This is a genomic window from Allomesorhizobium camelthorni (assembly GCF_011045125.1).
Classification (GTDB): Bacteria; Pseudomonadota; Alphaproteobacteria; order Rhizobiales; family Rhizobiaceae; genus Allomesorhizobium; species Allomesorhizobium camelthorni.
In genome coordinates, this window is the sequence record NZ_JAAKZF010000032.1 from 1 (window position 1) to 21446 (window position 21446).

The 21446-nt window shown below is 61.6% G+C and carries 14 protein-coding genes and 1 pseudogene; 5 read left to right on the forward strand and 10 right to left on the reverse strand.

Annotated features, from left to right (window positions below; all coding sequences use genetic code 11):
• Window positions 1-317 precede the first annotated feature (317 nt).
• Complete coding sequence (locus G6N73_RS20135) at window positions 318-1475, reverse strand: IS110 family RNA-guided transposase (RefSeq protein WP_425484120.1); 1158 nt, start codon at window positions 1473-1475, stop codon at window positions 318-320.
• A 193-nt stretch (window positions 1476-1668) separates the two neighbouring features.
• On the opposite strand from G6N73_RS20135, the gene G6N73_RS20140 reads away from it, so the two are divergent.
• The 4 genes and pseudogenes from G6N73_RS20140 to G6N73_RS20155 all read left to right on the forward strand — a co-directional run bounded on the left by G6N73_RS20140 (window position 1669) and on the right by G6N73_RS20155 (window position 12540).
• Complete coding sequence (locus G6N73_RS20140; protein WP_165030823.1) at window positions 1669-2385, forward strand: serine hydrolase domain-containing protein; 717 nt, start codon at window positions 1669-1671, stop codon at window positions 2383-2385.
• A 66-nt stretch (window positions 2386-2451) separates the two neighbouring features.
• Window positions 2452-3454: pseudogene (locus G6N73_RS20145) on the forward strand (IS110 family RNA-guided transposase).
• Between the two features lie 763 nt (window positions 3455-4217).
• Window positions 4218-10775 carry an NACHT domain-containing protein gene (locus G6N73_RS20150; protein ID WP_165030825.1) on the forward strand — a complete coding sequence of 2186 codons (6558 nt, stop codon included), beginning with the start codon at window positions 4218-4220 and terminating at the stop codon, window positions 10773-10775.
• Between the two features lie 7 nt (window positions 10776-10782).
• Complete coding sequence (locus G6N73_RS20155) at window positions 10783-12540, forward strand: hypothetical protein (RefSeq protein ID WP_165030827.1); 1758 nt, start codon at window positions 10783-10785, stop codon at window positions 12538-12540.
• Window positions 12541-13019: 479 nt separating this feature from the next.
• Here G6N73_RS20155 and G6N73_RS20160 read toward each other — a convergent pair whose 3' ends face one another.
• The 3 genes from G6N73_RS20160 to G6N73_RS20170 form a co-directional block, all read right to left on the reverse strand.
• On the reverse strand, window positions 13020-13157 hold the full coding sequence (locus G6N73_RS20160; protein ID WP_165030829.1) for a hypothetical protein: 138 nt from the start codon (window positions 13155-13157) through the stop codon (window positions 13020-13022).
• A 153-nt stretch (window positions 13158-13310) separates the two neighbouring features.
• Complete coding sequence (locus G6N73_RS20165; RefSeq protein ID WP_165030831.1) at window positions 13311-14216, reverse strand: SDR family oxidoreductase; 906 nt, start codon at window positions 14214-14216, stop codon at window positions 13311-13313.
• A 50-nt stretch (window positions 14217-14266) separates the two neighbouring features.
• Window positions 14267-15007: an SDR family oxidoreductase gene (locus tag G6N73_RS20170; protein ID WP_165030833.1), complete on the reverse strand. Its 741-nt coding sequence runs from the start codon at window positions 15005-15007 to the stop codon at window positions 14267-14269.
• A gap of 116 nt (window positions 15008-15123) precedes the next feature.
• Here G6N73_RS20170 and G6N73_RS20175 point away from each other — a divergent pair, with 116 nt between their 5' ends.
• The gene (locus tag G6N73_RS20175; protein ID WP_165030835.1) at window positions 15124-16032 is read left to right on the forward strand and encodes a LysR family transcriptional regulator; all 909 of its coding nucleotides are present in this window, start codon (window positions 15124-15126) and stop codon (window positions 16030-16032) included.
• A gap of 191 nt (window positions 16033-16223) precedes the next feature.
• On the opposite strand, the gene G6N73_RS20180 is transcribed toward G6N73_RS20175, so the two are convergent.
• The 6 genes from G6N73_RS20180 to G6N73_RS20205 form a co-directional block, all read right to left on the reverse strand.
• Complete coding sequence (locus G6N73_RS20180; protein WP_165030837.1) at window positions 16224-16868, reverse strand: glutathione binding-like protein; 645 nt, start codon at window positions 16866-16868, stop codon at window positions 16224-16226.
• A gap of 78 nt (window positions 16869-16946) precedes the next feature.
• A complete protein-coding gene (locus G6N73_RS20185; RefSeq protein ID WP_165030839.1) occupies window positions 16947-17723 on the reverse strand; it encodes an enoyl-CoA hydratase/isomerase family protein in 777 nt (258 codons plus the stop codon).
• Window positions 17724-17727: 4 nt separating this feature from the next.
• Entirely contained in the window at window positions 17728-18180 is a 453-nt protein-coding gene (locus tag G6N73_RS20190; RefSeq protein ID WP_165030841.1) for an acyl-CoA thioesterase, read from the reverse strand.
• The gene (locus tag G6N73_RS20195; RefSeq protein ID WP_281352931.1) at window positions 18180-19733 is read right to left on the reverse strand and encodes a class I adenylate-forming enzyme family protein; all 1554 of its coding nucleotides are present in this window, start codon (window positions 19731-19733) and stop codon (window positions 18180-18182) included. The genes G6N73_RS20190 and G6N73_RS20195 overlap by 1 nt, the downstream gene beginning before the upstream one ends.
• Window positions 19734-19793: 60 nt before the next feature.
• The gene (locus tag G6N73_RS20200; protein WP_165030845.1) at window positions 19794-20939 is read right to left on the reverse strand and encodes an acyl-CoA dehydrogenase family protein; all 1146 of its coding nucleotides are present in this window, start codon (window positions 20937-20939) and stop codon (window positions 19794-19796) included.
• Window positions 20940-21049: 110 nt separating this feature from the next.
• On the reverse strand, window positions 21050-21442 hold the full coding sequence (locus tag G6N73_RS20205) for a RidA family protein (RefSeq protein WP_165030847.1): 393 nt from the start codon (window positions 21440-21442) through the stop codon (window positions 21050-21052).
• Between the last annotated feature and the right edge of the window lie 4 nt (window positions 21443-21446).

Consider the following 21446-nt stretch of genomic DNA (forward strand, 5'->3'; position numbering starts at 1 on the left):
ACTCACATGAGGAGTTTGGGGTCAAGGGGTTATCAGGGCGACATGTTGTTTCCTCGTTCGGCATCCAGGATCTGAGCCCGATTCCATAATACCGGCCCGATCTGCCGAGCCCGTACAACCTCACATGCGGTCGCCGCTCGAGGCGGCTGCACCATTATCCCGCTTCCGGCGGGCAAGGGCTCAGGAGAACGGGACCATTCTCTAAGTCGGCCTTTCAAAGCCATGTCCGTTTTCGGTCCGCTCGCCTGGATCCACCCAGACTGATCAGGTCCTGGGGATTGGAAGAAGTTTGAGAATTGGGGCAACGTCAAGCGAGCTCACATGACCGCTCCTTCGATGACGACACCGGCGGTCACATACTTCCAGAGCGCGACCAGCAGCTTGCGGGCGAGCGCTACGATCATCGCCTTTTTGAGGCGGCCGCCATTGCGCGTGACGCGTTTCTGGAACCAGCGAGTCAATGTTGAATCCGGTTGGTTGCGCAGCCATAGCCAGGCAAGCTGGACCATTGTCGATCGCAGCCGCGGATTGCCCGCTTTCGAGACGCCCTGCTCACGGTTGATCGATCCGCTCTGCCATGGCGACGGAGCCAGGCCCGCATAGGCGGCGATCTGTCTTCGATTGTCGAAGTGCCGGAACAGGCCTTCCGAGTGGAGGATCGCCGCAAACTCCGGACCAATTCCCTTGATGCCGAGCAGCATTGCCGCTGGCGCGGGTGTGCCCGCTGTCTGGCGGGTCAAGAGCGCATCCCGCTCCGCCTCTACCGTCTTGATCTGTTCGAGCAGCAACTCGAGCCGGTCGAGCTCACGGCAGATCTGAGCTTTGATATGGCTGGACAGCGCGCGGCCATCGCCCGTCCGGAGCGCTTCCAGGCGCGCGCGACGATCACGACGTAATGGCTCATAATCCCGGATGCCCTGGCTGAAGAGCAATCCCTTGATGCGATTGACGTGGAGAACCCGTTCAGCGACCAGCGCCTTTCGTTCCCGGCCAATCCGTCGGCGGTCCTCTTCCTCGGGCGTCGGTATCCTGACCATCGAGCAGACGCGTGGTTCTCCCCGCCTGTAGGCCATCAGCGTGCGGATCAGCGTCTCGCCATCGATGCGATCGGTCTTCGCGCGACGGCGACGGCGCGACACTGCGATCGACGCAGCGTCGACAATGTGACTCTCGATCCAGTCTTCGCGGTCCAGCACCCGGGCGATCCAGAACCCGTCCAGCCCAGATTCCTGGATCACTACCAACGGGTAAAGCTTGCTCTCCCGCGCCTGTGCCTTTTTGCGCAGCTCGGCAAAGCAGGCGAATAGGCCCGCGATATCACCGCCGACGACCGTATGGCGCGACATCTTCTCGCTGCCCGGCGAAAGCGACGTCACCAGCCAGGTCGATTTACTCAGTTCCAACGAGACAAAAATTGCGCCAAGATCGACGCGGATGGCGGCATGTGCCTCAGGTTGATCAGCTGTCATAAGCATGATGGGCCTCCAGAGAAATTTCTAGCGAACCCACTCTGCCACAGCACGGGTCGCTATCCACTCCTCATAGGATCTCTCTAAGTGCCTGCCGCCTATTTGCGTCAGTTCGGGAGGTCTGCTTCTCCGAGCATCGGGCTTGTTCCGGAAAACGGACGGACCTCGCGACGTCATTGTAAGTCGCCTATGATGCGGCATGGAAGCGAGGGCATTTTTTCGGGAAGATGGCGAAGTGGACGCAACGGGGGTTTCGGTCCCGTTGCCTTGGTGGAGCTTCACCAAGACGGCGCTCGCGATCGCTCTGCTACGTCTGTCGGAACAAGGCAGGGTCAGCCTAGACGAAATCGTCGAGGGCAAGCCTTACACGCCCGTCCAACTCCTGCGGCACGAAGCGGGGTTGCCAGACTACGGCTCCCTTCCGAGCTACCATGCTGATGTCGAAGCGAGGCGTTCGCCCTGGTCCGTTGATGATCTATTGAACGCGGTTGAAGCGGATCGACTGCGATATGAACCTGGTCACGGTTGGGCCTATTCAAATATCGGCTACCTAGAGGTCGCCCGATTGATCAAGAAAGCATCGGAGCTGCCCCTAGCCGATGCTCTTGCCGATCTCGTCTTCATTCCCGCCGAACTTGCCACAGCCAGGCTCGTCGTCACTCCGGCAGATTTGGCAGATGTTCGCATGGGCGATGCGGTCGGCTACCATCCGGGCTGGGTCTACCACGGACTGGTCGTGGGAACGGCGATGGACGCGGCCCGCCTTCTTCGCCACTTACTGTCAGGCGATCTTGTCAGACCCCACTCGCTCTCCAGAATGCTCGAACCTAGACCGATCCCACAATTCCGCTCGGAGCTTCTTCCCGATCCGGCATACGGATTGGGACTGATGCTTAGGGCAACGAACATGACGTAATCGCGGGAGCGGTGGCCACCTAAGATGTGGCGGCGATGTTCGAACATCTAGCCGGCTCTACTTTCCATGAAAGAGACGGCAATATCGATCCGGCAGGACGGCAAGAGGATTTGGCGGGGCAAAGTGCGCGTCCGACCCGCAATTGCTCGCGGCGGTGATCCGCAAGCGCGCACCGTATGTCCGGCGGGTCGTGTTCGAGACAGGGCCGCTGTCGGTGTGGTTCTACCATGCGCTGACGGCAGAGGGCCTGCCGGTGATCTGCATCGACGCTCGGCATGCCAAGGCCGCGCTCGACATGGCCGCGAACAAGACCGATGCGAACGATGCCGATGGCCTGGCACATCTGGCCGAGGTCGGCTTCTACCGAGAGGTTCGGGTCAAAGGTTTCGACAGCATGCTGATCCGCACGCTGATCACCGCGCGGCGCCAGCTCCTTAAGATGCGTTTGCAGATATCCAACCAAATCCGTGGGTTGATGAAGACGTTCGGCCTCATCGTGCCCAAGGGCGCCGGCAGCGTGTTCGAGCGCAACGTTCGCGAGCTTCTGCAGGGCGAAGAAAAGCTGGCGCGCATCGTTGTGCCAATGCTTCAGGTATGGAGTGATATCCGATACCAAACAGCAGAGCTGAGCAAGCAGCTGGCCGCGATGGCGCGTGAGGACCAGCACTGCCGTCTGCTCATGTCAGTGCCCGGTGTCGGCACCGTCACAGCCACCGCCTTTACCGCAGCCGTGGAGGATCCGGCGAACTTCAGGAACTCGCGCGCCGTGGGCGCATGGGTGGGCCTGACCCCGAGGCGCTACCAGTCCGGCGAAGTCGATCATGACGGCCATATCTCGCGCCGTGGCGACAATCAGTTGCGCGGACTGCTATACGAAGCGGCCGCGGTCATCCTGAATCGGTCGACGGATACCAGCACCCTGCGAACCTGGGCGTTGGAGCTGAAAGAACGGCTCGGCTTCAAGCGAGCCGCCGTGGCCCTGGCGCGCAAGCTGGCAGTGATCATGCATGCGATGCTCCGGACGGGCGAGCTGTTCGATCCGCACGGAGGAACGCCCGCCGCTGCCTGATCCTGCAGACGCTCGCCTGCGACGATTTCTTCAAGCCATTCAACCGATAGCGTTCTTACAGGACGCACCGAGCCGTCCCTGCCGGGACGTGGTTGAGATCATTCCGCGAAGCGGGAAGCAACTGCCTCGTTTAGCAGATTGCGTAACGAACATAGGAAGATCTCACCTGCGAAACTCATCCTGCGGCGATCAGCTTTGCATCGACCGCGTAGACGACCCTGTACCCGGCATACGAACGAGCATCGGCAAAAAAAGGACGACTGCCTTGCACCTACCCCCTTGACGGTCGGGCGATTAGACGACCCGCTCGGCCATCCCATCGGACACAGCGGAAGTGGTCCAGGCAGTCGGATCGCTGTCTACGCGCAACAGGGGACAACATGCGTCGTTTGGGCGGCTACGGCATCTGGTGTCGATCCAGAGGCGGAAGTCTTTCGAAGTCTGCGGAGCGGCGGCATCTGACGCTTTGGGGCCGGTAGCGGACTGGCAGATCTTTAGTGACGCGGACGATAAAGCGGCCGTTTGCGCAACTGCCTAAGCAGCAGCTATTAGTACGAGATCTCGGATCGGATCGTTGCCGGCCGGTCGTTCAAGCAACAAACCTACGCTAAATCGCGAGGCAGAAAGGCCCGTCGTTGGGACGACCCATCACACTGCTTGGGGTCACACAGCAAATGCGCCCGCACAAATCATTTGTCACTACAGCTTGCCCAACGATAAGTATCTGTTCTAGTTCCGTTCCTATGCAATGGCGAGCACAGATGTGACAACCGAACCGGCATCGATCGACGTCGTGCGGGCGTCACGCGACGGCCATCAATTTCATGAGGCGTGGGCGGCACGGATTGCGCTTGAACTGCTGCCACCCGACACGAGCCTGGCCGCGATCGCGATCGAGGGGTTCGCGGTCGAAGACGCGGCGGAAGTCTCCGACGCCGCCCACGAGATAGCCGACCTGGTCCGCTATCGCGGCGGCCAAACGCTGGTCACCGCGAGCCGGGTCGAGACCCTACAGTTCAAATATTCGATCGCCGCCGCCGATCGGCCGATGCGCGCATCGGAAATGGCGAAGACGTTACGAAAATTTGCAATCGCCGACGCCGATCTTGCCAAGGCGCGGCCGGACGCTACCGATCTGGCGCACTTTGAACTCGTGACAAACCGGCCGATCGATGCGGACACGCTCGCCGCGCTCGCAGCGCTGCGTGCTGGCGACAATCTCGACGGACGCGCAGCGGATCACGCAAGCCAGATTGCGGGTGCGACTGACCTTACCGGCGCGGCGCTGCAGGCCTTTGCGAACAAGCTGACCCTCACTGGCGCGGGCGGCGCCTTGGCCCGGGTCGAACATGCCAATCTTCGCACTCTAGCCTCTTGGTCCGGTGCGACCGACAATCTGAGCCATGCGCGGCTTGCCAATTTGCGCAGGCTCGTGCGCGACCGCGCAGGCAGTCAAGGCCGGGGCGACAACCGAATCGGCCGGGTCGATGTGCTCGGCGCCCTAGATATCGCGCATGAGCGAGACATCTATCCGGTTCGAGCCGCTTTTCCCGACGTCGAAGCCCAGATCGAGCGACCCGTTCTCGACGAGATTATCGATCTCGTTTTCGCCGACCCGCGTGCTCTGCTGATCCACGCGGCGGGCGGTGTCGGCAAGACGGTGCTCATGCAAGCCCTGGCGGACAAGCTCTCGACGTATCACTGCGTCCTGCTGTTCGATGGCTTCGGTGCTGGGATGTGGCGCGAGCCGTCCGATGGCCGGCATCTCCCGCGAAAGTCGCTGCCGCACCTCGCCAACCTGCTCGCCGCCAATGGCCTGTGCGACATCATGCTTCAATCAAGCCATGTCGAGGAAAGCCTCGCGGCACTGCGTGAACGGCTCGCGGCAAGTGTCGCGACGCTGCGCCGGTTCGATGCCAATGCCAATGTCATCCTCGTACTCGACGCGATTGACCATTGCGGCATGCAAGCCAAACGAACCGGAACGGCATCCTTCGCGCACATCCTGCTGCAAAGCCTCAACATCGCCAGCATTGCTGGGGTTCGGGTCGTCGCCTCGTGCCGCACGCATCGCCGCCATGACGCGCAAGGCGACACGCGGTGCCGCGAGTTCGCGGTGCCGACCTTCTCGCGCGAGGAGACAGCAGCGCTGGTGCAGAAGCGCTTGCCCTCGGCGACGTCGAACGACGTGACGGTCTTGCAACGCCGGTCGAACGGGAACCCGCGGCTGCTCGACAATCTTTTGCGGCGAGGCGCACCGTTCGACGTGGCGCGGCCGGGCCAGTCGTCGGAAACGCTCGAGCAGCTGCTGCGCGAACAGATCGAGGCTGCCGAGGAACAGGCCATCGAACGCGGCGCGACCGCGAGCGAAGCGCGCGGTCTGCTGGTGGGCATGGCCATGCTGCCGCCGCCGGTACCGATCGATGAACTGGCGTCCGCCCTCGGGCTTTCGCAGTCGGACGTGGAAAGCTTCGTCACCGATTTGTTCCCGCTTATCGAGCTCACCCCGACTGGGCTGATCTTCCGGGATGAACCGACCGAGACGCTGGTGGTCGAGATGATCGGTGCCGATGCTGCGGCACGCGCCGACCTGATCGCGAGGCTCGATGCACGGCAGGCGCACTCGATTTACGCAGCGCGCGCGTTACCGGGGATCCTCGCTGAAGCCGGCGAGGTCGATGCGTTGGTCACCTTGGCGTTCGACGCGCGGGCGATGCCGAACCTCAGCCGCGTCGCGCATCGCGCGATTCGGCTCGCCCGGCTCAGCGCGGCGATCTCGGCGTGCGCAGCTGCTGATCAGGTCGATGACCTGACGAAACTTACGCTGGAGGCGGCGCGCATCTCGAGCGCAACCGAACGCAGCGACGCCTATCTGCGCGCGCACCCTGATCTGGTCGCCTTGAGCGACGATGCGGAGGCGATCCGGCGATTCCGTGACGATCGATCGACTTGGGCGGGTCGCCGCCATGCCTCGTTGGCAGTGCTCGACAGCTTCAGCGGGGACCAGCACGCCGCGGCGCTGGAATCGGATCGCGCGCTGACCTGGTTCGATTGGTCCTTGCGCGAGAAGCGCGAGGGCCGCGGCACCGATCGCGGCGACTGGGGCAGCCTCGAGGCCGATGCCATCTTTGTGCAGCTGTTGCGCGGCAATGCGGTCAGGATCGACCGCTGGCTCGCGAAGCTGGATGATCGCTACGCCTACGGAATCGCAGCGAAGATGCTCGGCTATGCCGAGCGGCTCGCACGCCTCGGCATCGAAGGCGAGCCCGCGCGGCAAGTCGTGTACGATCTGACGCATTGCCGAAGCCGATCGCCCGCCGTGATCGCAGCCATCGCCGCGCGCCTCGACCTTGATCCGCAGATTCGGCGAACCTTGTATCGGCGTCTTGCGGGCGTGAACGCGGAACCTGCCGAACCCGGCAGCTATCATGATTATCGCCGGGAAGACCAGTTGACCGACGGACTGCTCGATGCCGCGGGCCAAGCTGTGGCACTTGGCTTGGTACGCGACGCACGGAAGATCGTTGCACATGCCGCGGGCCCAGCGCTAAGGGCCTATCAGCTGGACGATCCCTGGCCGCTCAGTGGCAGCCAAGTGACGCAGCATCTCAAAGTTGCGGCGGTCGCCGCGGCGGCGCGGCGGCGCAACACGCATGTGACGGACCTGCTACCGGGCGACATGGCGGAGGTTGTCCCGCCGACAGTGCGTCGACGCGGCCCTGTCGCGTTCGAGCGCAATCTCAGGCAAAAGCTCCAGTCTGCCAAGAACGAGCGCAAGAAGCGCCCGAGCAAGCGGCCGATCGATGCGGAAGAGGCGCGGCGCTGGGAGCAATGCTTGGCAAAGCGCTTGGCGCCGCTGCCGCGATTCGTCGATCAAATCGTTGCGATCCTCAAAGACCCCGATCCTGCACCGGCGATCGCGAACGCACTGACGGATGCGACCGCCGCAATCGCATCGGCTGAAACCTACCCTTACCGGGATCAGCCACGCTTCCTGACGCGGCTCTACCTCGATGTCATCCGCTGGGCGGCAGCATGCCGCGCGCCTTTGGATCAGGCGAGCGGGGCCGGACTGGCCGCGTTTTTGGAGGCATCGCAAACGCAGGTCGTTGCGAACTGGATCGGAATGATCGCCTTGCTGGCGCGCACCCCCGCAACCCAAACCTCGGCACTGCGGCTCGCACGCCTGGCTGAACCGATCATCTGCGCGGACACCGACGTCTCGGCACAAATCCAGGGCTATGGTTCGCTGGCGCGGGCGCTGTTGCCGGTTTCGGTGGAGGAGGCTCGGCCCTATTTCCGCATTGGCCTCGAACTGGCGGATGCGGTGGGGTCTGATGACCAGGAGCGGATCGGCGATCTGATCGAGTTCGCCGCGCAATATTCCGGTGAGCCATTGTCGCCGGAGATTGCGCACGCCTTTGTGCGGCTCGTTGAGCTCAATATCCCGGATGAGGCGGAGGCGCTCGACTGGCGCCGTTTCACAACCGCGCTGACCAACATTGCAGGGCCAGCGGGTCTGGCACCGCTCGCGCGCATGGCCGATCGCGAAAAGATCGGCATGGGCTGGACCTTGCCGCCAATGCTCAAGGCGCTTGTCGAACGTAACCGACTGACCCCCGCGCTTGCCGCGGGTCTTATCGGCGTCGCGCGTTTTGAAGCGACCTGGAACTGGTTTCCGCCTCAGGTCGCGCAGGTCATCTTACCGCGTCTCGCTAACCCCGCGCGCGAGCGCTTTGCGCAGGCCTTGCTCGTCGAGCTCGATCGTGACGATGGCGCAACCCTTCGTTCCGAGGTCCTGTACCAGTACAAGCGCCTGTTCGATGCCGAGCTGCCGAGCGACTCGCCGGTTCGAGCGCGCATCGACGCCTTTGCGACGGCAAAGGCGCGCCAATCGAGTTTGCCCGAGGCAACTGCGTCTGAGCAGCCGGCCGAAATGCCCGCATTTCTGAGAGATGTGACGATGGTCACGCCAGCCGCGCTACGTGCTGCGATCGACGAAGCGGCAGCGACGTTCAGCGGGAACCGACCGACCGACGGCTTCATCCTGCAGAGCTTCGTGCCATCAACGACCGACCCAGCACCACGCATGGCCTTGCTGAACGCGGTCGCCGCTGACGACCTGCTGCGCTTCCAGGACAAGGTCTGGTTTCTCGAGGGCGCGCGCGAGCACTGGCATGGCGCCTCGCGCGCACTGGACGAGGCGCTTGATGGCGCCGCGATCCGTGTCGCGTTGCGGCACGTCGACGACGTCGTCCGATCGGGCGACAGCTGGCGCCGCCCCCTGGCGCGGATCGCTCATCTGGCCGGAACAAAGCGCGACGAACTGGTCCGGGAGGTGCTCAAGGCGCTGCCGGGTCAAGGCGTGGATATCTCCAGCGACTTCTGGATGGCCTGCGCCATCATTCTGGCTAAGTCGGCTTCCGCGCAGGCGATTGGAGATGCGCTCGCTCGTTATGCCGCACAATCAACCGCACTCTTCCCGGACACGATCGGCGATGGACCTTATTCGAGCGCGTTCGCGGTCGACGGCGGCACACCCAACATCGTTGCCGACCTGCTCTGGATGCGATTGGGCTCACCCGATGCCGGCGATCGCTGGCGAGCGGCGCACGCGGTCCGGGCGCTCTGTGCTGAAGGTGAGCACCAGATTCTTGCGCATTTGTTGAATGCTATCGAGCGCAGCTCGGCCGGCGCCTATCAGGATCAACCTCGGCCATTTTTTCATCTCCACGCTCGCACCTGGCTGCTGATTGCGGTTGCCCGCATCGCTGCGGAGACGCCTGTGGCAGTCGCGCCGCACCGGGCGACGCTTGAGGCGATCGCCACGAGCGACGCCTTTCCCCACGTTCTGTGCCGCCATTTCGCGACAGCGGCGCTGCGTGCGCTGACGGCAAGCGGGCAGATCGCCAATGCCGCCTCCTATGCCGCATGGCTCGACACGCTCAATCGCCCGGCGCTTCCCCCGCAGCCGCGCACCTCGCACCGGCCCGGCTTCCACAGCGCGCGTCCCGACGACAGGCCTGAACCGCAGCCGCGCTTTCACTTCGACTATGATTTCGACAAATATCAGGTCGACCCGCTCGGCAGCGTATTCGGTCTGGCCAAATGGGAAGTTTCCGACACCACCATTGCCTGGATCCGCCGCTACGACACGACGGTCGGATCGATGTATGATGGACCGAGTAGTCGGTGGTCGCGCGATGACGTGCGCTACGGATCGAGCACCTTTCCACCGGTGGATCTTCATGGTGGCCAGTTGGCATGGCACGCCCTCATGCTTGCCGCTGGTCAATTGGCTCGCGAGCGTCCGGTCAGCGGCGAAGCGTGGGAGCAAGCACCTTGGGACAGCTGGCTGTCGGAGCGCTTGCTCTCGCGCGACGACGGCCGCTGGTTGTCTGAAGGAACCGATTTGTTCCCGGTCGAAATTGCCGAGCCGGTTTTGCGGTACGAATCGAAAGCAGGCGACCAGGTGTTGGTGACGCCGCATCCCCTCGACCTTCTCCCGCTCGCCGGCTTCGCTGACACGCTGGTTACGCCCGAGCGCCTTCTGGTGAGCGCGAGCTGGGAGTCGTGTGACGGCCTCGATGTCACAATCGGATCGCAGTTGGTCGATCAAAGAAGAGCTCGTGCCGTGGCCCATGCGGTCTACTCGGCTGATCCCTTCTTCGCGTATCTCCCGACCGACGACGAGGGGGAAGACGCGCATGATCGGCGCGATCCGAGCGAACGCGCATTGCTGACGCGATGGCTGGCGGGCGACGGGCACAGTTATACCAAGCTCGACAGCCGCGACCCTTACGGCTTCGCCACGGCGCTTCAACGTGCGCGCCCATCCGCACCGACGGTGACCAAGATGCGGCTCCAGCAGGCTGACCCATTCGCCCGCAATTGGACCGACCCTGGAGGCAAGGCGATTTTCACCGCCGAGGCCTGGGGAATGCGCTCAGGTCGCGGTCGGCATGAGACCGAACGCGGCGGGACGCGGCTTTCTGTTGATCGAGACGCGCTGGTGGCGATGCTGAAGGCGCAGGATCAGGCGTTGCTGATGCTGATCAAGGTGCGGCGCTATGTTGAGAAGGATCCGAACGATGACCATTTCCGGCACCAGATGCTGGCGGTGATCGTTCGGCCGGAGGAGCCGCTCGAATTAGTGTTCACCGTTCCACCGCGCTTGCGAGCCGCCATCGCGAAGCTCGGGCACTATGAGCGCGGCGAGTTCGCCGATCGCTTCGCAGCGGTGGAGGCGCTCGGCGTTCCCCGTCGACAATCCTGGCCGCGCGGCCGCGCGCGGCGCGCGAGACCGCTGGCCGGAAGCTGAGCACGACATGCTGCAGATCAATACGGGGAAGCTCTATGCGCGCGGCGTAGGTCGGACCAACCAGCTCCGCGGCGTGCTCTATTCCAACCTCGAACTCTGCTACGGCTATGACGTGGCGACAGCTGCCGGGACGCTGCGGGAAACCGACGGCATGCGCGGCAATCGCGCGATCGTATATGAGATCGAGGAGCGTATCGAGCAGGCAGAGGTCGGCCCTGGTTTCCTAATCTCGCACACGATTGGCCCGTTCCTGATCGACTTTGCCGCGCTGGCGACATTCGGCCTGCGCGCGATCGTCTCTCCAGATCCAGCGGTGGTCGACCGGCTGACCTCGAAGGCGCCGGGTCTGGCGTCGTACGACCCGCCGAGCAAGTTCATCCGGCGATATTTTGATGAACGGATCGCACTGCAGGAAGGCGAGATTGCGCGCTTCAAGGAGCTCGTCGATCAGCTGCTCGCGCTAGATCGACGCCATTTTCTTGGCGCGATGCGCGCGATCCGGACTTTCGTGACTGCGCTCCACCGCATGCGCGATGATCTGGCGCTCGCATATACGCTGCTCGTGTCAGCGGTAGAATCGCTCGCGCAGGAGTTCGATGGGTACACGACCAGCTGGAAAGATGTTGACGAACGCAAGCGTGTACCTGTGGACCGGGCTTTGGCAAAGGCGTCAAAGCGTACCGGCAACGCAGTTCGCGAGGCTATACTTGGTTCGGAGCACGCGTCACTGGCACGGCGCTACCGTGCCTTTGTTCTCCACCATGTCGATCGCGACTATTTTCGCGCACCGGACCTGATCGCAGGCGCCGCCATCGCTCGGCATGAACTAGGTGAGGCGCTGCGTCAGGCTTATGTGCTCCGCTCACGCTATGTCCATAATGTCCGCCAATTGCCGGACGCGATCACGCTGTCGGACGGCGATCGCGAGGCGGCCGAGGTGGATCGTCGTCCGGTCCTGAGCTTCCAGGGGCTGGTCCGCCTCACTCACCATGTGATCACGGCGTTTATCGCCAACGGTCCGACGACCACACACGAGCCTTATAACTATACGCGTGAGCAGGCTGGGGTGGTCATGGTCCCGCTTGCCCCGGAGATGTGGGTCGGCATGCCGCTCATGAGCGCGAAGCAGGCTCGACAACGGCTTGAAGGGCATCTTGAGCAGCTTGTGCCTGTGCTCATGAACGCGCCAAACGCGACCGTCACGGATCTGCGACCGATCTTTCCGGATATGGAGCGGCTGGCAAAGTCCTGCGCCAAGCTGGAGCGTTCCCAGCTGCTAACGCTGTATGCACTATTTGCGCGTCTGATTCCGAAGCACGATCACTCCGCCAAGCTGGACGCGTTGATCGAGCAGCACATGGATGTCATCGGAGCGCCAAGCAGCGAGGCGCTCGTCGCTCGCACGATCTTCGGCATGCTTGAGGCCTGGTCGATCGATGTGCATCGCGAGGCGCTAGAGCAGTATATTGCTGCGCGCGTGACGCCTTCAGGATTGCAGGCGCCGAGAATTTTGGAGGCTGCTATGTGCTTGGCGCTTGCTGAACGCTTTCGCGTAGCGCGTCGTTACAAGGAAGCGCGGGAATGGGTCGGATTCGCCGTCGAAGCTTGTCCAGGGCACCAAGCCGTTCGCGATCTTGAGGAGCGTTTCTCGTATCGTAAGCGCGTTGACTGGCAGAACGCGTTGATGCCGCGTTTGGCGCTTCGTCGGGCACCAAAGCACAAGCCAAGTCCTTCGGCGATTAGTGATAGTTCCGCTGAGCTATAGCGAGTGAAGCTTGATCGAGGAGATGGCACGTCGAGCCTTCGAAGCTGAGCGCAGGCGCGCGCGCAAACACATATCCGAGCTCCCGTCGGTCTCACGACGAAAGACGCAGTCTAACGAACGGCCGGTTTGAGGGAGTCAAAATGCACGCCGGAATGGCTGAAAAGGGGCGCCGCGCACTGCCATCCCCTGTGTGGAAGTAGAGGTCGGCCTGGGTGCCAAAGCCTTCCGTAGGGGATCATTTGCAGAAGTGCTGGAGCCGCACAAAGAGGGGAAGGCTAAGAGGGAGGTCAAATTTGCGCGTAGAACAACCTGAGGTCATTCCTCTTCTTGGTCATTAGGTTCGCCAGACCATATGAGAGAATACGAGGGAAATGGATTGGCGAACCAGCTGCTAACATATTGATTGTCTGTAGGAAACGTTGACCCTCAGCGACTAACATAATCGTTATCCGTCAATAGCTTACAAAGCGGTTCTCCCCTCACAGATCGAGCAGCGCGAGGCGCGTATCCTGCCCCAGGGCAGCCAGCACGATGTCATCGACATCTTCGCCTATGCCACCGAGTGCTCGATGGAACGCTGAGGCGTGGGCTTCTCTGTTCGGCTTGCCTTTGGTCATGGTCTTCAACCACTGAAAAGGAAGCCTTTGATAATCGATCCTGAGTTAATCCAGAGGTGCGCGATCTGTCTGCGAGAACGAATTTCTGAATTCCTTTCGAAGCAGCTTTGCGGCGGGCGGATACTATGTTCGCCCGCCGGGTGATTGGGTAATTCAAGCCTGCTTGGCGGGCTTGAGCAGATCGCTAAGACCCACGCGGTGCAGCATCTCTGCACGCAGCCGGTCGAGCACACCGAAGCCGATATTTGCGCCATCGTCGGTCGGGTCGTAGTGAATGCGGAACGGGCGCTCGCCGAAGGGCGTATCGACGGCCTGCACGATCAGATCCGCGACCGGTGCGGGCTCGGCGTCATCCGGCACGATGTCGGCAAAGGCCTTCTGCACGGTCTCGCTGAAGCCGGCATAGGGACCGTCCGCCTCGTATTCGGCGAGCCGGGCCGCGTCGGCCGGGCTGCCGGAATGGGCGAAGTGGTTTGTGCCCTTTGTGAAAGCGCCGGGGACCACGATGGTGGTCTCGATACCCCAGCGGGCGAGCTCGCGGGAATACTGGACGGCCAGCGAATCCATGGCTGCCTTGGCGGCGAAATAAGGCGAGAGGTAGGGCGGGGTGCCGCCAGCCGAGCTGGAACTGGATACCCAGACCAGCAAGCCTTCGCGGCGAGCCCGCATGTGGGGCAGGACGGCACGATTGACCCGCTGCGTCCCCAGCACGTTGACATCGTATTGCTGGGCGAACTGCTCCGGCGTGAAAGCTTCGGCCGGGCCGAACATCATATGCCCGGCATTGTGCACCACGACATCGATCTGGCCACTTTTGGCGATGATCTTGTCGATTGCCGCGCCGACGGAGGGTTCGGACTGGACGTCCAGCTCGATCGGGCGCAGGTCTATGCCTTCCTTGTCCGACAGCTCGACGAGCTGGGCGCCATTGCCGGCGTTGCGGCCAGCGACATCACGCATCGAGGCGTAGACGGTGTGGCCGGCGCGGGCGAGGGCTTCGGCGGTCAGGCGGCCAAAACCGCTGGATGATCCGGTGACGAGGGCAATTTTCTTGCTCATGGCGAATATCCTTTCGTCTATTGTGAGCAACTGGGGGAGATGGCGGTCGGTCAGATGACGCCGCCGTTGGCGCGCAGCACCTGGCCGTTGATCCAGGCGCCGTCAGGACCGGCGAGGAACGCGACCGTGTTGGCGATATCTTCGGGCTGGCCAAGGCGTTCGAGCGGGGCGAGCTTGGTCAGGTTGTCGATCACCGCTTGCGGCTTGCCGTCGAGGAAAAGCGCCGTGGCCGTCGGCCCGGGCGCAACGGCGTTGACGGTGATGTTGCGGCCGCGCAGTTCCTTGGACAGCACATGCGTCATCGCTTCGATCCCAGCCTTGGTCGCGGCATAGACGCCATAGGTCGGCTGGTAGAGCCCGACGACGCTGGACGACAGGTTGATGATGCGGCCGCCAGACCGCAGGCGACGGCTGGCCTCGCGCATGGTGTTGATGCTGCCCTTGAGGTTGATCGCGATCTGATTGTCGACAAAGGCGTCGTCGCCGTCGGCGATCGTGGCCAGCTTCATGATGCCTGCATTGTTGACCAGCACGTCGACCCCGCCGAGCGCGGCTTCCGTGGTGTCGAACATGCGATAGACAGCAGCGGCATCGCTGACATCGGCCTGGGCGGCAATGGCGCGGCCGCCGGCGGTCTCGATGTTGTCGACGAGCTGGCGTGCAGCGTCTTCGCCGCCGGCATAGTTGACGACGACGGTGAAGCCGTCCTTTGCCAGTCGCTGGGCGATCGCCGCACCGATCCCGCGAGAGGCACCGGTGACGATCACGACCTTGTTTTTGGAAGTGGTCATTTTCGTTCTCCATTCTGGTTTCGCGCTCAGCGCGTCTTGACGAGAACAAACATGACCTCTTGAAGCCGCCATATAATCGGGCATGATCCGGTATCATTTGCCGGGGAATGCGAACAATGGATCGGTTCGAGTCGATGCGGATCTTCACCCGTGTAGCGGAGCGGCGCAGTTTCACCCGGGCGGCTGAGGATCTGGTCATCCCCCGTTCAACGGTGACGGATGCAGTCAAACTGCTTGAACAGCGGCTGGGCGTGCGCCTTCTGGAGCGCACGACGCGCGTGGTGCGTCCGACGCTCGATGGCGAGGCCTATTATCAGCGTTGCGTGCGGCTGATCGCCGACCTGGAAGACGCGGAGGCCGGGTTCAGCAGCGCGAAGCCATCGGGCCTATTGCGTGTTGACGTCCACGGCACGCAAGCCCGTCATTTCCTGCTTCCGGCACTGCCGGCGTTTCTCCAGACCTATCCGGAAATCCAGTTGCATATCAGCGAGGTCCATCAGCCAATGGACATTGTCAGGGAAGGCTATGACTGCATCATCCGGGTTGGCGAACTGACCGACAGCTCGCTCATTCAGCGCAAGCTTGCCGAGCTCGAGCGCGGCACCTTCGCCAGTCCAGATTATCTTGAGCGGTTTGGTGTGCCGCAAAGCGTCCAGGATCTAAAAAAAGGACACAGGATGGTTGGCCTTCTTTCGCCGGATCAACCAGCCGTCGCGCCATTCGCATTCCAGGTCGCCCGCGAGACAGAAACGATCCTTCTGCCCTCTGATATCACGGTCACGGGTCCGGAAACCAATGTCGCATCCGCTTGTGTGGGTCTGGGTATCATTCAGGTGCCTCGCTACCGGGTTGTGTCGGAACTAGCGCGCTCAGTTCTGGTCGAGATTTTGTCGGCGACGCCCCCACCGCCCATTCCCGTTCATGTGCTCTACTCACACACGCGTCAATTGTCGCCGCGGCTGCGCGTCTTTCTGGAGTGGGTCGCTGTCCAATATAGACAGGAAAGTCGTCGCCAGAACCACTAGAGCTCGCTGCGATGCCGCGCAGCGCGCTCCTTTGAAGGCAAGCGCTAGCGTGGGTAGTAGAGCGAGAAGCCATCGAATGGCTGCGTCCAGTCCTCGAGCAGGCGAGTCAGCGCGCGAGTGGCGTAAAACGGTTGCGCCTCAGTTACTTCCACATATGCGACATTTTATTGCTTGACGCATTGCGGGTTTCATCAATTGGGCGCTATGGCCATGCCACGAATTACCGCTGGTCGTACCTTCACTCTGTCGAACCAGCTCTTAACCGCGAGATAGTCGTCAAGATTGGTTCGGTGCCGCTCGAACCGAGCTACCCACGGAAAGATCGCGATGTCAGCGATCGTGTACTCTTCGCCTGCAACGAACTTCTGCTTTGTCAGCTGAGCATTCAGGACACGATAAAGCCGCTGGGTCTCGTCATTATAGCGCTTGATCGCATAGGGGATCGCCTCGTCCATGAGGTTGAAGTGATGTGCCTGCCCCAGCATCGGACCGAAGCCCCCCATCTGCCACATAAGCCAGACATCAACCTTAGCCCGCTGTCGTTCCTCTTCCGGGTAGAAGCGTCTGAACTTTCGGGCGAGATAGAGCAGAATCGCCCCGGATTCGAATATCTGGATCGGCGCGCCGTCTGGTCCCTCTGGGTCGACGATGGCAGGGATGCGGTTGTTTGGCGCGATTGCCAGAAAGTCGGGCTCGAATTGTTTACCTTTCGTTATGTCGATGAAGTGGACATTGTAAGGGATGTCCAGTTCCTCGGCCATGATCGTGGCCTTCCGTCCGTTCGGCGTGGTCCAGTAATAGATGTCGATGCGTTGTGTTTGGGTCGTCACATCCATTTCCCCTGAACGATGGTGTCCGGAGCTCTATTCACTCCCATCCCAAGGCGGCAAGAACTTGCAAGTGCCAGAACTTGCTCACCAGAACCGATCAAAATCGGGCCTTCGACGCTCCGAGAAAGCGCGGATGCCTTCCTGCCACTCCTCGTGCGGCACCTCGGTCGGGGACACTCGTACGCCTTTCCAGTCCGTACTTTCGTACTTGTTGATGTATTCCTTCGAGACACGCAGCGCGCCCGGCGAGACCTCCACTGCGATCTTCTCGGCAAAGTCAAGCGCTAACGACAACGCCTCTCCGGAGCTGACCAGTTGCGTTGCCAATCCGATCTCGGCTGCCTCCGCCGCTTTCACGCGGCGTCGCGAAACGATCATCTCCAGCGCCTTGCGGGGTCCGACGATGCCGCTCAAACGCGCCAGCGCCGTGTTTGGGACGACACCCAGCCCGATCTCCGGGAGGCAAAAAAAAGCGTCCTGCTCCGCGAACACGACATCGCAGCTTAGTGTCAGTTCCACTCCTCCACCCAACGTCGGGCCGTTCACCGCGGCGATAACCAGCCGCCGCTCCTCGGCTAGCGTCTGAAAGAGGGTGACCGGATCCGTCTCCGGGTCGTTAGCGGCCATCCAGCCGCCAGCGAGATCGTTCACGTTTGCGCCGGCGCAGAACACCGACCCCGCTGCCGCTATCACGATCACCCGCGCGCCTTGAGACCGCGATCGGATGATAGTGTCAACGAAACCTCGCACGATGCTGCGCGAAAGAGCGTTTCGATGCGCGACATCATCGAGGGTCAAAAGCAGAACATGGCCTCGCAACTCACTTCTGAACCCCGAACTATTCTCAGAAGTCTCAGTCATTTATTCACCTGCCAGTTGGATTTAGGATGGGACGGGGCATCGAAGCCGGCCGCAGAAGGAACGCGCGCACCGGTTCCGGTACACGCGTGGGTCGCCCGGTTTTGGCGTTCGTCAACACGCATGTCCCCTCGCAATCCGCGACCAACCGGCCGTCGGCGAAAACAGCTTGCGCCATCCTCAGCGAGGAATTCCCGATGCAAATGACGGTTGAGCCAATCTGAACCCAGCCCGGAAAATGCAGTTCGGACCTAAAGTTTATCGACAAACTCGCGATCAGGACGTTGTAGTCATCCCGCCCGTTTGGACAGGCCGATAAGGCATCATCCATGATCTCGGTACGGCCGGCTTCCAGGTAGGTGCTGACGACACTGTTGTTGACGTGTCCGAACCGATCGGTGTCCGCGTTCCTGATCTTCTCGGCCGTCCAAGAACAGAATTGATCGCGCGACGCCGTCATCAGGAAACCTGCCGAGTCTGACCACGCCAATAGGGGGTACGCAGAGCCTTCTTATCGATCTTGCCATTGAAGAGACGGGGAAGGTCGCCAAGGAAATCCACGCTTCGTGGCTTCTTGTAGCTGGCGATCGACTTGCGGCAGTGTTCGATAAGTTCCTGCTCCGTGGCACATGTCGCCTTTCGAAGAACCACGCAGGCCTTGACGGCTTCGCCCCATTGTTCGTCCGGAACCCCTATCACTGCGACATGTTCGACCGCGGGGTGGGTCAGAAGCGCTTCCTCGACTTCGCGCGAATAAATGTTCTCGCCGCCCGAGATGATCATGTCCTTCTTGCGATCGGCCACGAAGAGAAAGCCTTCTCGGTCAAAGAAGCCCATGTCACCGGTGTGGAACCAGCCGTCGTTTATGACCTCTGTGGTAACGACATTATTGTTCCAGTAGCCCTGCATAAGGGCGCCGTCGCGAACGAGGATGTGTCCGATTTCGTCGGCTGGGCAATCACTGCCGTCGTCGGATACGACTTTGATCTCCACGCCCAGGAACGGCTGGCCGGCCGACGCGAGGCGCCTGGTCTGATCATCCGGCCCGTCCAGGATGTGCTGGTGCGGGTGCAAGATCGTCGCGTTTATCGATTCCGTCAGTCCGTAAATCTGCGCCAGGATCGGCCCGAACCGTCGCATCGCCCGCCGTAACAGCGTCACGTTCATTGGTGCGGATGCATAGCAGATGTAACGAAGACTGCTTAGATCGTGATGATCGAGATTAGGCGATTCGAGGAGAGAATGGATCATCGCCGGCGCGAAATGCGCGCAAGTAATCCTTTCCGCGCTAATCCGGTCCAGAATCGCATCAACGTCGAACGACCGCTCAAGATAGATCGTGGCGCCTCGGTAGGTCCAACCAGCCATCAATGACTTGCCGCCGATATGGAAGAGAGGCATTACGACCAACATGCGGTCAGTCTGGTAGACGTTGCTTTCGAGGCTGATTGCTCTGGCGCCATGTAGAAACCCTTCGTGGCCGACCATGACCCCCTTCGGCTTCCCCGTCGTGCCGCTCGTATAGATGAGGTAGGCCGTGTCGTTTGGCTTGGCCCGCATTGCCGGCAAAGTTTCCGAACTTTCGGCGAGAACCTGTTCATATTTCTCCGCCCAATCGGCTCCCGGCCCAATCGAGATGCGGCGCGCTTGACCAACGAGCAGATCGCTGACGGCTTCGACCTGTTCGGCGAACTGGGCCTCGAAAATCAGCACCTCCGGCCGGCAGTCCTCCAGGATCGCCCGGAGTTCCGGTACGGCCAGGCGCCAATTCAGGTTGACGATGATGAAGCCGGACAGTTCTCCGGCACCAAAAGTCTCGACGTACTCAATGCAGTTCTGCGCAAGGATCGCCACACGCGCCTGACGCGCTAAGCCGCGTTGCGCCAAGGCGTTGGCTAGCCTGCTGCACCGGGCGAGGTGGGCCCGGTGCGTTCGCCTTTGCCCCTCAAAAACGTAGCCGATCTTGTCCGGATACAACCGAGCGTTCCTAACGAGGATTTCCCCTATGACCATCGTTTCATTCCTGACTATTATGGGAGGTGAGGCGGGCGTCTGGGCCGACACAGGGTGTCGCTACTGGTTGAGCACACGCCTGGCGATTTGGATTCGCTGCATCTCGGACGTTCCTTCACCGATCCGAAAAGCGCGCGCATCTCGGTAGAAGCGCTCGATCGGCAACTCGCAGGAATAACCCATGCCGCCGAATATCTGGAGCGCCCTGTCGGTTACACGCCCTGCCATCTCGCTGGCGTAGAGCTTCGCTCGGGAAGCTGCCAACTGAAATCCCCGGGGGTTCTTCTCGGCCGTTTCAGCTGCCTGGTAAGCCAGAGCCCGGGCGGCGCTCAGTTCGACGTCGTTGTCGGCAATCATGAACTGAATTGCCTGATGTTGGTCCAACGTCTTGCCGAATGCCGCGCGCTCTTTGACGTACGTGCATGCCATGTCGTGAGCGCGTTGCGCGATGGCCAGGGAACGGTACGCGGAGAACAGGCGGTCGTGGTTGACTGAGGCCATCATCGCGAGAAAGCCGTCTCCGGGGCGGCCAATCACATGCGAATCGGGCACAAAGCAATCTTCCAGCACGAACCCATTCAGATGGTATCCGCGCCACCCCATCTTCGCGAACCGGGTCATGGCCCGGACGCCCGGATTGGTGCGCTCGACGATGAAAGTCGTCAGCCTTTTCTTCAAAGGCGCAGCTGGATCGGTGGCCGCCAGGACCAGGATGTAGTCCGACGTTTCAGCGTTCGAGATGAACTGCTTAGCGCCGCTCAGGATCCATCCGTCATTGGTCCGGGTGGCGCGCGTTTTGATGCTGGCGACGTCGGATCCGGCATCCGGTTCTGTAAGAGCGTAGGTGAAAGTCTTGGATCCGTTCAGCACGTCCGGCAGCAACCAGTCCTTCTGCTCAGCGCTCAACAAGGTGAGAGACATCGGCAGATTGCCGATGGTCTCCGAAAGCGGCATCGAGGTGTAGCCAACCTCCTCCATGATCGCGGCCTGCGTCGGGACCGAGAAACCTGGTCCGCCGCAGGAATCCGGGAGATTGAAGCCGTAGATGCCGAGAGCCACCGCTTTCGACCGAAGCTTCCTTGTCACCTCGTGGTCGACGTCATCCGCATCCTCGATTCCTTGCTCGAGGGGAACCAGTTCCTTGTGCACGAAACTACGCACCGTGTTGCGGATCATCTCTAGTTCTTCGGTCGTCGCTTCAGACATGTTTCCTCCATTGCCGCGAGCAGGTATGCGGCCCCATCGGTTTTTGCAGTCGACCTTCAGGTCACCGCGGGTTCAGGCTTGCTGGGAATGCAATCGAGACCGGCGGGATCTCAGTTTTGCGTTACGGCCATAACAGTCATCTCCAAGAGAATGCCGGGAATCGGAAGTTCACCGCCTCGGATGACCGTCCGAGCGGGCTTGTTCGCGCCCATCATCCGCTTGTAGACATCGTTGAACGGAGCCCAATACTCGTTGGACGGTATCAGCACCTGCACATTGACAACGTCGCTTAAACTGCTGCCCGCTTCCTCCAGAACTGCCCGGACGTTCCGCAGAACCTGCAGCGCCTGTGCTTCCATTCCCTCAGGAAATTTCGTTTCGTCAGCGCCCGGGATCACAGGTAGCTGGCCCGATACGAAGATCATATTTCCGACCCGTACCGCTTGGGCGTAGTGACCACGGGGGCGTGGAGCGCCGTCAGTTGAAACGTAGGCCTTTTCCATGACG